This is a genomic window from Luteolibacter arcticus (assembly GCF_025950235.1).
Classification (GTDB): domain Bacteria; phylum Verrucomicrobiota; class Verrucomicrobiia; order Verrucomicrobiales; family Akkermansiaceae; genus Haloferula; species Haloferula arctica.
Genome location: NZ_JAPDDT010000001.1, coordinates 1 through 13,962 on the forward strand (window position 1 = coordinate 1; position 13,962 = coordinate 13,962).

Below are 13,962 nucleotides of genomic sequence, written 5' to 3' on the forward strand. Positions count from 1 at the left end.
TCGTGGAACGGACCTTTGGCTGGCTGGTCCAATCCCGCCGGTTGATCCGCGACCATGAAGTCCGGATCGAACACTCCGAAGCGCTAATCTATCTCTCCATGACCAAGCGCATGCTCGCCAGAATCGCGGCCTGAGCATTTTTCAGACAGCCTCTCATGGCGCAAGCCGTTTGATCCGGCGCACGTATCCGGACGTGTTTCACTCCCGCTGGATGGCCGCGGCTTACGACGCGTGGTCGCGGGTCGAGGATCTCACGGGCGAGGAGCTGTTTGTGAAGTGTGGCGGTCTAACCTTCGGGCCGGAGAATGATGCGACGCTTCGGGCGACTCGTGATGCGCTGGTGGACTGCGGGATCGCTCATGATCTCCTTTCGCGAGAGGCGGTGGCGGAGCGTTTTCCTGCGCTCGATATCGGGAAGGGAGTCGTGGGGATCTATCAGGCGGACTCTGGATTTCTGCGGGCGGACCGTTGCCTACGATCGCAAGTGGATGCCGCGCAGAAGCTCGGGGCGGTGGTTCATGAGGGACGCAAGGTGATCGAAATTACTGAGACGGGCGGGGGAGTGAGCGTCATCACGGATCATGGGATCGAGCGTTTCGATGCGGTGGTGGTGACGGCGGGGCCGTGGATGGGGAAGCTGTTGCCGGGATTGCAATTGCCGTTGCAGGTGATGCTGAGGCAGACGACTTACTCGGGAGTGGAGAGCGAAGAGCGCTTCGCTCCCGGCCAGTTCCCGGTGTGGATTCATCATCCCACGGACCACTACGGATTTCCGTCGGATGGCGTGCTTCCGGGAATCAAGGTCGCCTGTCATCATGGCGGACCGGAATTCGATCCCGCTGCGCCCGATCGCCCGGTGATGGACGAACTCGCGGACTCGGTTCGAGCTCACGCGCGAAACCACATTGCGGGACTTTCGGGCGAAATCATTTCCGCGAAGGCCTGTCTCTATACCGTCACTCCGGACGAGCGCTTCATCCTGGACTTTGTGCCCGGCTCGCAACGGCAGATTGTTTGCTCCGGCTGTAGCGGCCACGGATTCAAGTTCTCCGCGCTGCTGGGGGAACTGGCGGTGGCGATGGCCCGCGACGGACGGGCGCATCCGGAGGCGGGAGCTTGGAGATTTGCAAGATTCGGGTGAATGAATTCCCTCGCTCCTGCGTCCAGTCGGGATTGGATGAAGATGATGAGGAAACTGCTGTTGCTCGTGCTGTGCCTGGTGAGCGCCTGGGGAGGCGGCGGAGCTTTCGCCCAAGAAGTGTCGGATCGGGCCCGGGATTTCCATGACAGGCTGGGGAAGCTCAATTGCGAGCCGGACTATCTCCAAATGGAAGCGTGGGTCTTTGAGAAGGACCTCGGCAACGAGCAGAGGGAGATCCGCGCGCGGGAAGCGGTGTGGGTGCTGACGGAATCGGGAAGGACCTACGAGCGGGAGCTGGAAAAATGGGCCGACCGGTTTCTGGCGCGACTGGAGAAGGAGTCCGGCGACCAATGGTGGGCATGGATGGAGACGGGCGACCTGCTTTCCAGCTTGAGGGGATACGGGGACATGGTGGATGGCTCATTCGTTCGTGGCAGTGGTGGGCGCTACAATCCCCGCGCATCGGACACCTCGAGGGCCAGACAAGCCTTTCTGAAGGCCATGGAGATGACCTCGAAGCCGGAGGAACTGGCGGCCATTTACGTGAAATTCGCGGATACCTTCGATCTTGGGGCGGGGGCCGAGGTGGCGCAGTTGACGGATCTGCGCCTCGTGCCGGAGATTACCGACAAGTGGGATGCCGGCCGCTGGGGCTGGGAAGCCGGAAAATACCTGGTGGACGGTCGATCGCCCGTGATCGGTGAAGACGGCGGGTGGCGATTGCCGGTTCTGAGGGCGCGATTTGAAGACGCTCTAACCGACTATGAGCGCGTCTTCTGGTTATCGAGCGAGGCGAAGCGGCTGTCACCGAAGCAGGCTCCCGAGGCGAAATTGAAGCTGGCGCGGATGTGGCATGAATTGCTCGGCGTGGCGAACCTGGCGTATGCCGGATTTGCCTACATCGACGGCACGGAGACCGCGGGAGATCTCCAGGCGAAAGGAGAATTCGAGCTGCACACCCTGAAGGACGAGGAGACCTTCGTGATCGGGCCCAAGGGCGTGGAACGGCGGACTATTCCCGACGGAAGCCGCTACCTCGCGACGCTGCGGGAATTGGCCGGAGACGCGACGACTCCGGAAGAAGTCTGGCAGGAGGCGGTGAGCGATTTGGTGGAGGCTCTCACGGACCGATGGCAGTTCGATCAAGCGGAGGAAGTGGCGAGACAGGCGCTCAAACGGGAGCCGGAGAATGAGGTGGCTCAAGGGCTGATCGCAGGGATCGGCCCGGAAGGGCGCTTTCTCGAGGCTGGTCCTTTAGTGACCGGCGAGGAAGTGACGGTGGAATTCCTCTCGCGCGAGATCGGCGAGCAGCAGTTCGAACTGTGGAAGCTGGATGCGGAGAAATTCGCTAAGGAAGACGGAGGACAAACCGTTCGGCTCGAGAGCTCGGGTACCTGGGAGATGGATGCGAAACGGTTCGGCGAGTATCGTCCTTTCTTCACGAAGGTCGCGGGGTGGACGTCTCCGATCCAGAAGAGAGGCAATCACATGCAGTCGGTCAGCACCCTCAAGGTGCCCACTTCAGAAACAGGCTACTACATGGTCACGGCGAAGATCGGAGAGTCCTGGAAGGGGGTGGAGCTGCGGGTGTCGCGGACTCTCATCCTGAGCGTCGGATTGGAACGAGAACACGAGCGCGATCCATTCGAGGGGACCGGTAGAGAGCCGAACTTGTTTTTGATAGATGCGATAACAGGCAAGCCGGTGGAGGGCGCGATGGCGACCTCGGTGCGGGGCTGGGAGGATGCGATTTCAGATCACACCGGCTATCTGCTGGGACTGGATGCAACCGAGGGCGTGCTGGTGCATCGGGCGGGTGAACCGGTCGAACTTCTATGGGTCTCCGGCGCAACCCTAGGGAAGAGGGATGAAGAGGAAGTGCGATCCCTGCTGGTCACCAACCAACCGCTCTACCGGCCGGGCCAGAAAGTGGACTACGCGGGGTGGCTGAGGCGACCGAATTGGCGTGGGGCATCTTCCGGGAACCTGGATGAAGGCACCCGGGTGAAAGTGAAGGTCATCGATCCGGCCGGGCAGGTGATCCATGAAGTCGAGGTGCCTTTGGACGAGTTCGGCGGGTTTCAAGGAGGCTTCCATCTGCCCGCTGAGATGGTGCTGGGAGATTGCAAAGTGGATCTCTCTTACTTAAACGATCCCTTTGGCACGGGCAAAGCGAGTGAGGTCACGTGGGAAAACCTGGATGACCAGAGGTGGGGGATCCGTGTCGGTGAGTTTCGCAAGCCGGATTTCCAGGTGGAGGTGGACACGGATGCCGGGCGGGGAGGGGACGAACTGTCGGCAACGGTGAAGGCGACGTACCTCTCGGGCGAACCGGTGAAGGGTGCGGCGGTGAAAGCCCGTCTCACCGCGTCTCCCGGGATCATCGAGGTCACGCCGCCCGCGGAGTGGGATGACCTGTATGGAGGGGGATACCACTGGAGTCCGGCCGATGCGAAATGGTGCGACGGGTGGAAGAAGTGGGGGATTCGCAGGAACCTCCATGGTGAGGACGATGACGACTTCCCGTGGAATCATGAAACCCTGCTGGAGGCCACCGGGGTGACTGACAGCGATGGGAAGGTGAAGCTGGTCTTTGCCAAGGACCTCCCTCATCTCGACCGGATCGACTACGACTGTTCCGTTCGCGTGGGCGTGCAGGAATTCACGGGCCGGAGTGTCGGTGGCGAATCGGCGTTCTATCACACGAAGCGGACGAATGAGGTATTCGCGCAGCCAGAGAAGGGATTCTATCGCCCGGGCGAGCGGGTTGATGTGACCCTGTGGACTTGCTCGACCGAGTCTAAGCCGGTGGCGGCCAAGGGGTCATTCGTGGTGGAGGCCATCGAGGGAAAGAGCGGCTTCAAGCAGGTGGCCACCTTCGAGGTGGCGACGGGTGCCGACGGAATGGCAAAGGTCAATTTCACGCCGCCGGGTGCGGGAAGATATCGATGCTTGTTCCGGTCGGGTGGAGGACAGCGGGGCTTCGTCCTGCAAGTGGTTGGCAATGGCGCGGGGCCCATCGATGGCATTGAAATCATCCCCGCGAAGTCGGTGGGCGCGCCGGGAGAGGAGCTGGAAGTCCTGGTGCTGACCGAGAATGCCGAGGCGCTGGTCTGGTTCTTCGAGCAGATGCCGGACGGACGGAGAAGGACGCCGCGGCTGGTTGAGAGCCGGGAACACATGGCGGTGGTCAAGATCCCTCTCAGTGCTGCCGGCGTGCCGAACTTTTTCCTAACAGGGGGAACCGTGACCAAGGGTCGCATGAAGACCACGACCTGCCGGATCGTGATGCCGCCCGTGGAGACGAAATTGACGGTGGCCATGGAGCTCGAACCCGGAAAGCGGGAGCCGGCAGAGCGGGCGGAAGTGGAGATCGGGGTGACGGATGCATCGGGGAAATCCGCCGGAGCTTCATTGGCCGTCACCGCCTACGACCGGGCTCTGGAAGATCTCGGCGGTCGCTTGCGGAAGGCAGGGTCGACGATGCGCGATGAATTCTACGAAGCGGACGGCCCCTACTCGACCCAAGACGACGACTGGCGGGGCGAGTCCGCATTCGTGGAACTCTATCAGCCGGGCTGCTTCTTCGAGCGGGGCGACCTGATTGGTGATGCGCGGAGGCAAGCGACGAGCAGGTTCGAGCGGGTCGGGCTCGACCTCTGGGTCGGCTACGAGCCGCCGGAGCTGCCAAACAGCATCGGGAGTTCGGATACTTTCTCGTCATTCCCGATGACGCCGGGCACTCCGGGATTGTATGCGCGGATCCGAGGGCAGGAGGTGGCTTTGAGCGATGAGGAAAAGGCGGGCGCAAGCGGTGTCAAGCTGCGGAAGAACTTCACGGACCGGGCTTACTGGGGGGCGGCACTGAAGACCGATGGTAGCGGCAAGGCGAAGATCGCCTTCGATCTTCCCGACAATCCAACGAGCTGGCGGGTCCAGACATGGGCCTTCGGTAAGGGGCGGCAGTATGGAGATGCCGACCTGGAGATCGCGGTTTCCAAGCCGCTCTTGCTGCGTCCGCTTTTGCCGCAGGCGGCTGTGGTGGGTGATGCGCTGGAGGTGGGCGCGATGGTGACGAACTCGACGGACAGGGAGCAGGAGATCCACGTCACCATGGAGGCGGGTGAGACGGCCAGCCCGGCACGCAAGGTGACGCTGGCGGCGAGAGAAGAGGCGCACGTGACGTGGGACGTGACCTTGGACCGGGCGGGGCCGATGCCATTCCGGTTTCGTGCGCGGAGTGCCGATGGAACGCTTTCCGATGGTGCGGAGGTGCCGCTGCCGGTAGGGCCGCGGTTGGCTGAGGTGACGGTCTCGGCTCAAGACGAGATGGGAACTGATGAGCCGGAGGCGCGGGCGGTCTTGGCATTCGACGAGGCGGTGGCGGCGGGTGCTTCGATTCAAGTCCGGGTGGAGGCGAACCCGGCGGCCAGTGCCTTGGCGGTGCTGCCGGATCTGGTGGCATATCCCTATGGATGCACCGAGCAGACGATGAACCGTTTTCTGCCGACGCTGATCGCCTGGCAATCCGCGGGCAAGCTGGGGCTCGATTGGAAGTCGATGCGGCAGATTCTGGTGGACCACGATTCGGCGCTTGGCTGGGCGAGCGGACGGGTGGGCTTGGAGGTGAAGCCCGTGGATCTCAGTGAAGAAAAGGTCAGGGACATGATCCATGTCGGCTTGGCGCGACTTGCCGATTTGCAAGGAGACCATGGCGCGTGGGGATGGTTCTCTCCGGACGATGCCGAGAGTTCGCCCTACATGACGGCGCTTGCGGTGCGTGGACTTGCGAAGGCGAGGAAGCTGGGATTCAAGCGGGAACGCGACCCGGTGGAGCAGGGTGTTTCGTGGCTAAGAGGTTGGTCGATGCGCCGGGCGAATGTTCTCGCCGCGGATCCGCGCAGGGCCGAAGCGCTGGACGCGTGGGTGGCCTACGCATTGAGCGAGGCGGGCGAGAAGGGGCATGCCGATTTGATGAAGGCCCTGCTGGCGGCCGAAAAGGAACTGCCTCTCACCGGCTTGATCCATCTTGCCCTGGCCTTGGATCCGTCCACCTCGAAGGAGGATTTCGACGGGCTGTTAGAAACCATCCGGCCCCGGATGACGGAGGAGAAGAAAGGAGGCCTCGGGTGGTGGGAGGAATCGGTGGAGCAGCGGGCGTGGTATCTGAAGCTGCTGGTGAAAGCCGGGGGCGGAGAAGCCGAGATCGGGCGGGAGATCCGGAAATTGTTAGATGCACGCGTGGATTGCATTCGCTGGAGCAGCACCAAGAACTCGGCGCTGTGCGTGGAGGCGATCATCGAAGCTGCGGTTGCCTCCCGTGAGGCAGGCTTTATGACGGGCGAGGATATCGAGGTGAAAGTGAGCGCCGCAGGCCAGGAGCGGGTGGTCGCCTTGCAAGCTGAGAACCTGTGGAGAGCGACGCTCGAGATTCCGGTGGGAAAGGAGATTGAGGCCGGAAGTTCGCTTCCGGTGGTGGCGAGTCGCCCGGGGAACAAGCCGTTGATGCTGTCGTCAGTGGTCACCTACGATTCGGCATTGCCCTCGCGGATGGCGGCGATGGACCGCGGGCTGCGGGTGGAGCGGGAGTACTTCCGTGTGGATGCGAGCGGGAAGAAGAGCCGCCTGGAGGAAGGCGGAAAGCTGCGGGTGGGAGAGCTGGTTGAAGTGACGCTGAAGGTCCATGGGGACGGTGCGATGAACCATGTCCACCTGCGTGACCCGCTGCCGGCGGGGCTGGAGCCACTGGTGCCCTTGAGCGGATATGAGCGGGGTGCCTATCGGGAGAATCGCACCGGCGAGAGCCACTTCTTCATTTCCCGCCTCACCGGCTGGGTTGAGGAGCAGAGCTATTACCTGCGCGCGGTCACGCCGGGGAAGGCGGTGGCGCTCCCGGCGCGGGCGGAGTGCATGTATCTGCCTGAGGTCTTCGGCCAGGACGGGATGCGCGTGATCGAGATCGAGTAGCGGCAGCTTCCGGAAAGGGGGACATGCAAACAGAAACTCCGGATGCCTTGGCAGACATCCGGAGCTTTTCGAAGGAAGGCTTGCGGCAGGATGCCGCCGCCATGGTCAGCGTGTGGAGGCGGCCTCGTGGGCTTCTTCGGCGGCTTCGAGGGCGGCGCGTTCCTTGGCGATCACGCGGACGAACTTTTTCAGGCTGTTATCCCAATCGGCGATCAGGGCCTTGGCGTGCGGGCTGCCGGTCTTCTCGGCGTGATCGGTGATCAGCTTCTTCAGATCGGCGATGTCTTCCGCACGGCGGACCGGGAGCGGCACGACCATTTCCGGATTGATGCGGGAGTAGAACCGGCCGTCGACGTCATAGACGTAGGCGGTGCCGCCGGACATGCCGGCGCCGAAGTTCTTCCCGGTCTTGCCGAGAATCACGACGTTGCCATTGGTCATGTATTCGCAGCCGTGGTCTCCCACGCCTTCGACGACCGCGGTGGCACCGGAGTTGCGGACGGCGAAGCGTTCGCCGGCGCGGCCATTGCCATAGAGGGCACCGCCGGTGGCACCATAGAGCGAGGTGTTTCCGAGGATGGTGTTGGTGGCGGGGTTGAACTTCGCGTCGGGTGACACCTTCACGACGATCTCGCCGGCGGCCATGCCCTTGCCGGTGTAGTCGTTGGCTTCACCGGTCAGCTCGATCTTCACGCCGGAGACGAGGAAGGTGCCGAGCGATTGACCGGCCGAGCCATTCAGCTTGAGCGTGACGGCGGTGTGGCCGTTGAAACCGCGGTCGCCGTGGATCTCGGCGATGCGGCCGGAGAGGCGGGTGCCGATGTTGCGGTCGGTGTTGACGATGTTGTAGCTCAGCTCGACCGGCGCGCGATCGGGCAGGACTTTGATCGCGGCGGCGATGGCGTCCGGCGTGGAATCCCTGCCGTATTCCGGTGCGTCGGCGGGGATCTCACCGGTGCCGAGCGCCTTGGCGAGATCGCGCAGGATCTCGAGGTCGAGCGGTGGCTTGGAAATGCCGTCGTTGCGATCCTGGGCGCAGACGCGCGAGATCGACTCGGGCGGAACGTTGTTGTGCTTGGCGAGATCGGGGATCACGTCTTTGAGCACGGCACCGAGGTCGATGAGGTTTGCCTTCGGGTGGCCGGGAACCTGGCGCTGCTTGAGGTATTCGGGGCGGCCGATGAGTTCATCGAGCGTGCGGACGCCGAGCTTGGCCATGATCTCGCGGGCTTCGTGGGCGACACCGTTGAAGAAGTTGATGACCATTTCCGGGGTGCCCTTGAACTTGGCGCGGAACTTCGGATCGGTGGTGGCAATGCCGACCGGGCAGTTGTTCAAGTGGCACTTGCGGACATAGACGCAACCCATCGCGATCATCGCGATGGTGCCGAAGTTGTATTCCTCGGCACCGAGGATGGCGGCCATGACGATGTCCTTGCCGTTGCGCATGCCCCCGTCGGTGCGGAGGATGACGCGGCTGCGGAGATTATTGATGAGCAGCGTTTGCTGGGCCTCGGACAGGCCGAGTTCCCATGGTGAACCGGCGTGCTTGGTCGAGGACAGCGGCGAGGCACCGGTGCCACCGTCGTGACCGGAGATCAGGATGGTGTCCGCGCTGGCCTTGGCGACGCCGGCGGCGACCGTGCCGACGCCGGTTTCGGCGACAAGCTTGACGGTAACACGGGCGCGCGGGTTCACTTCCTTGAGGTCGTGAATGAGCTGCGCGAGGTCCTCGATACTGTAGATATCGTGGTGAGGCGGCGGCGAGATGAGCTGCACGCCGGGCTGCGTGTGGCGCAGGCGGGCGATGAGCGCATTGACCTTCTGGCCGGGAAGCTGGCCGCCCTCGCCGGGCTTGGCTCCCTGGGCCATCTTGATTTCGAGCTCGTCGGCATTGACCAGATAGTAGGCCGAGACGCCGAAGCGGCCGGACGCAACCTGCTTGATCCACGAGCGGGCGAAGTCGCCATTCGCGTAGGGCTTGTAACGCACCGGGTCTTCGCCGCCTTCGCCGGAGTCGGACTTGCCGCCAATGCGGTTCATCGCGATCGCCAGCGTCTCGTGGGCTTCCGGAGAAAGCGCGCCGAGCGACATCGCGGCGGTAGTGAAACGGCGGCGGATGCTTTCGACCGACTCCACCTCGTCCACGGAGATCGCTCCCGAGGCAGCGGGGACGAACTCGAAAAGGTCCTTGATGGCGACCGGCGTGGTCTCGAGCTGGACCTTCACGTAGTCTTCGTAGTCCTCGGCCTTGCCGCTCTTCACGAAGGTGTGGAAGTTCTTGATGACGTCGGTGGTCCACGCGTGGCGTTCGCCGGACTTGCGGAAGCGGTTGTAGCCCGGGTCGCCGAGGTTGAGCGTCTCGCCCTTCGGGACGAGGGTTTCAAAGGCGGCCTTGTGGCGGATCAGCGACTCCTCGGCGATCTCCGTGAAGCCGATGCCGCCGATCTTCGACTGGACGCCGGTGAAGGAGAACTCGACGACTTCCTTGCCGACGCCGATGGCTTCGAAGATCTGCGCGCCTTGGTAGGAGTTGAGCACCGAGATGCCCATCTTCGACATGATCTTGAGCACGCCCTTTTCGAGCGCCTTGGCGTAGTTGGCCATGGCCTTCTCAAGGCTGATTCCCTCGAGCTTGCCCATGCCGGCATCGGCGGCGACGAGCTGGCGCACGGTAGCAAAACCAAGGTAGGGGCAAAGAGCGGTGGCGCCGAATCCGAACGCGCACGAGACCTGGTGGGTGTCGCGGATTTCGCCCGACTCCAGCACCAGCGAGCAACGCATCCGCTTGCGGACGCGATTGAGGTGATGATGGACGGTACCCGTCGCAAGGATCGACGGGATCGGCACGCGAGTCGCGGAAGCACCGCGGTCCGAGAGGATGACGATGCTGACGCCACGATCAACGGCGGCTTCGACTTCCTGGCAAAGCTCGTCGAGGCGGACCTTGAGGCCGTCATTGCCAGCAGAGGCGGGCCAAGTGATGTCGAGGACTGCGGACGGGAAACCGTGCTCGTCGAGGTGCTTCAGGCGATCGAGCTGATGCTCGAACAGGATCGCGGACTCGAGATTGATGATGCGGCAGTGCTCCGGAGTTTCCTCCAGCAGGTTGCGCTCCGGACCGAGGCCGGCAGAGGCGCTCATGACGGCCCACTCGCGGATCGGGTCGATCGGCGGATTGGTCACCTGCGCGAAGCGCTGCTTGAAGTAGGTGAAGAGCAGGCGCGGGTAGGTCGAAAGCACGGCGAGCGGGATGTCATCGCCCATCGAGAACACGGCTTCCTGCGCGCCCTTGAGCATCGGCGGGAAGACCATGTCGAGTTCCTCCAGCGAGATGCCGTGGGTCACCTGTTGGCGGGAAAGTTCCAGGGGCGCGAAGTCCTCGGTCGGCGCGAGCGCATCCGGCGAGCAGAACTTGCGCAGCTCGAGGCGGTTCTCGTCGATCCACTGGCGATACGGCTTCTGCTTGGCGAGCGCTTCCTTGACCTCGCGATCATTGCGGACCGTGCCATTCGAGGTGTCGACGGAGAACATCTGGCCGGGACCGAGACGGCCCTTGCGGATCACCTTGGCGTCGTCGATGACGACCGCACCGGCTTCGGAGCCGATGTAGAGCAGGCCGTCTTCCGTGATCTTGTAGCGCGACGGGCGCAGGCCATTGCGGTCGAGCGATGCGCAGAGCTTGGTGCCATCGGTGTAGACCAAGCCCGCCGGGCCGTCCCACGGCTCGGAGAAGGAGCGGATGTATTGGTAGAAGGCGCGCAGGTCGTCGGAGATGTCTTCGTCATTCCGATAAGCGGGCGGCACCAGCATGCACATCGCGTGCTCGAGCGAGCGACCCGACAGCACCAGCACCTCCAGCGCGTGGTCGAGCGAGGCGGAGTCCGACTCGTGCTCGTTCATCAGGTCGTGCAGGAGCGCGATGTCGTCACCCCAGATCGGGTTCGAGAAGAACTCCTCGCGGGAGGCCATCCAGTTGCGGTTGCCTTCCACGGTGTTGATCTCGCCGTTGTGGCACATCATTCGGAACGGTTGGCCGAGCGGCCACGCCGGGAAGGTGTTGGTCGAGAAGCGCTGGTGATACAGCGAGATCGCGGTCTGGAAATCCGAGTCCTGCAAGTCGCCGTAGAAGGCCCGCAGCGCGGCCGGCATGGCGAGGCCCTTGTAGGAGATCAGGCGGCTCGAGAAGGTCGGCATGTAGAAGCCGTTGATGCCCTTGGTCTGCCGTTCGATCGCACGGCGGCAAAGGAAGAGTTGGCGTTCGAAATGATCGCCATCCCAACCTGCGGGCTTCTTCATGAGCAGGTGCTCGATGTGCGGGCGACTCACCAAGGCGATCTTGCCGAGCGCGTCCGGATTCACCGGTGCCTCGCGCCATCCGATCACGGTGATGCCGCGCTTTGCCACCACCTCCTCGGCCAGTGACTTCAGCTGCTTCTGGCCGGCGGCGTCGTTGAGCGGCAGGAAGAACACCGCCACCGCGAGGTCGCCTTCGTTCTCCAGCTTGGTGCCGAGCTTCTCGGCGGCCTTGAGGAAGATCGGGTAGGGGATCTGGGAAAGGATGCCGGAGCCGTCGCCGGTCTTCATGTCGGCATCGACCGCGCCGCGGTGGGTCATGTTGCAGACCGACGTGAGGGCCATGTCGATGATCTCGAACGACCGTTTCCCATGGATGTGGGCGATGGCGCCCATGCCGCAATTGTCGCGTTCGGCAGAGAGGTTGTGGAGGGAACCAGCAACCAGCGGCGTGCTCGGATGGTAATAGGGATTCATCGCAGGGAATGGCAAAAGAGCCTAGTCCCGCGGATCCGCGCCGGTGTCAGTGCGGGGTTGCCCGCGGGGCGGGGAATAAAAGGCAGCTTCCGGTGAGTGCCAAGCAGGAATTGTGCCCCATTGACCGAATCGAGCGCGCGAAACGACGGGTTTCGTCAAGGGGCGTTCGCCGCACACGGAGTGTGCGGATGATTCACTCGGGCTCGACGATGCCTTCCTCGATGATCGGAGGCGGCGGGAGGATCTTCATGTCCACCAAGAACCGGTCGGCGGCCATCACGCTCCACTCGTAGTGCTGGTCGGAGACGTTGAAATTGAAGAATGCGTGATCAGCGTTCTCGTATTCCACGAGCTCGATCTTGTTCCGCCGCCAGCGCATCGACTTGTAGAACTTTTCCACCGTGGCGAAGGGCGTGAGGCGGTCCTTCTTGCCGTGGAAAAGGATCATCGGCGGGGCCTTGCGGCGCACCGACTTGATCGGGCTCAGCCGCTTGGCGGTGGCGTGGTCCGGGAAACGGTCGAGCAACGGCCGCACGATCGGATCGAGCAGGGTGCTGAACAGCAGCAGGGCCGCGGGCTCGTAAACGGGCGGAGCCTCGTTCTTGGCGGGCTTCGGCAGCGTCATCGCCAGGACGGTGAAGGCACCGCCCGCAGCTCCCGCGAGGATGACCTTCGAGGAATCCACGCCGAAGTGCGGCTCGTAGCCCTTTACCCAATTGAGGAAAGTTTTCAGGTCCTCCAGCGTTTCGACCGGGCCGGTGCGGTGGACCGAGCCGACGCGGGTTTCCACCGTCACGGTCACCGCGCCGCGTTGGGCGAAGTGCAGGCAGTGCGGGACGAACTGGGTAGCCATCGGCGTCTCCCAGAAGCCGCCATGGAGGAAGATGATCAGCGGTCGCTTGTCGCCGGGCTCGAAGCCCTCGGGCGTGAAGAAGTGGGCCTGCAGCGGACCTTCCGGAGTCTCGGAGTAAGTGAAGGTGGTGGCCGACTTCAGCATCTCCCGCTGCCGTGCTTGGCCGATCAGCGGGGTTTTTTGGAGCAGACTCATCGAGGGGCGGAAAGGGAGGGGATCGGCGTGCGAAAAGATTTGTTATGTCCGCGGACGGCTTGTCCAATCCATTTCACCGATGACACGCATCCTCGCCCTTTTCGCCGCGCTGCTGATGCCCGCCACAGCGCTGGCCCAAGCTCCCGCCGCTGCCGATACCGGCAAGGCGCTCGTGACCACCTACGGCACCTGGCGCAACGCAATGCTGCGCAAGGACTACCCGGCATGGCAACGGGTCACGGCACCCCACCGGCAGGTCGATACGCGCAATCGCATCGTCTCGGAGAAGCGGGCTTTTCCCGCTTCGATCTTCGACGTTCCAGCCCCGCCGCCGCCGCTGGACGGCCTGAAAATGATCCACTTGTCGCAGAAGGGCTCGACCGCCAAGGCCGCCTTCTTCGGGAAGGTCAATTTCGGCGTGGGTGGCGAGCCTACTGACAATGTCTTCGTCGTCTCCTTTGTGAACGCGGGCGGTTGGCGCTATGACCGCGCCGATTTCGTCAATCTGGTGGCTTTGCCGGAAGTCCGGGCGGAACTCGCGGCGGGCAATCTCAAGTACGTCGCCGAGACACCTGACTTTCAAGCGAGCGGGACGGTGCCGCCGACTCCTCCCGCCGTGGGTCCGGCGAAATACATCGCCAAGGTTTACGTCTTTTGCCCGGGGCGCGAAGTGCAGGTGCAGGTGAACCAACCGAGCCGCCATCGTTTTGTGAACGACAAGCAAGCCGAGATCGTGCTTGGCGGGGCGAATGATGGCACCAACTCGGTGACCTACACGATCAAAGGCCTGGAAGGGGGGACGGGGAAGGAGGCGCTGGCGATCCGGGTTTATCTGATGTCCGAGATCGACGGAACGAAGCCGATCAAGGCCTTCGAGTATCAGGTGAACGAAGGTGAGCCGGTGAAGGGTTTTGGCACGGGAAGCTTCGTGGTGGACGCGGCAACGGCGGCGAAATTAGTTAAGTCTTCCAGATAATTTACCTTATTAAGGTAAATATTTTTATTTTTGGGAGCTTAGTGTGATTTTGGAATC

Annotated in this window: 5 protein-coding genes; 3 read left to right on the plus strand and 2 right to left on the minus strand. The window is 63.0% G+C overall.

What is annotated here, in order from left to right:
• The first annotated feature begins 136 nt into the window (after nucleotides 1-136).
• On the plus strand, nucleotides 137-1,141 hold the full coding sequence (locus OKA05_RS00005) for an FAD-dependent oxidoreductase (protein WP_264485966.1): 1,005 nt from the start codon (nucleotides 137-139) through the stop codon (nucleotides 1,139-1,141).
• Nucleotides 1,142-7,108, plus strand: a complete 5,967-nt coding sequence (locus tag OKA05_RS00010; protein ID WP_264485023.1) for an alpha-2-macroglobulin family protein — start codon at nucleotides 1,142-1,144, stop codon at nucleotides 7,106-7,108.
• A gap of 105 nt (nucleotides 7,109-7,213) precedes the next feature.
• Here the strand turns inward: OKA05_RS00010 and gltB are convergent, their stop codons facing one another.
• Entirely contained in the window at nucleotides 7,214-11,881 is a 4,668-nt protein-coding gene (gene gltB, locus OKA05_RS00015) for a glutamate synthase large subunit (RefSeq protein WP_264485024.1), read from the minus strand.
• Between the two features lie 193 nt (nucleotides 11,882-12,074).
• Nucleotides 12,075-12,929 (minus strand): alpha/beta hydrolase, encoded by an 855-nt coding sequence (locus tag OKA05_RS00020; protein ID WP_264485025.1) that lies wholly within the window; start codon nucleotides 12,927-12,929, stop codon nucleotides 12,075-12,077.
• Between the two features lie 79 nt (nucleotides 12,930-13,008).
• Between OKA05_RS00020 and OKA05_RS00025 the strand changes: the two genes are divergently transcribed.
• A complete protein-coding gene (locus tag OKA05_RS00025; RefSeq protein WP_264485026.1) occupies nucleotides 13,009-13,905 on the plus strand; it encodes a hypothetical protein in 897 nt (298 codons plus the stop codon).
• Nucleotides 13,906-13,962 lie beyond the last annotated feature (57 nt).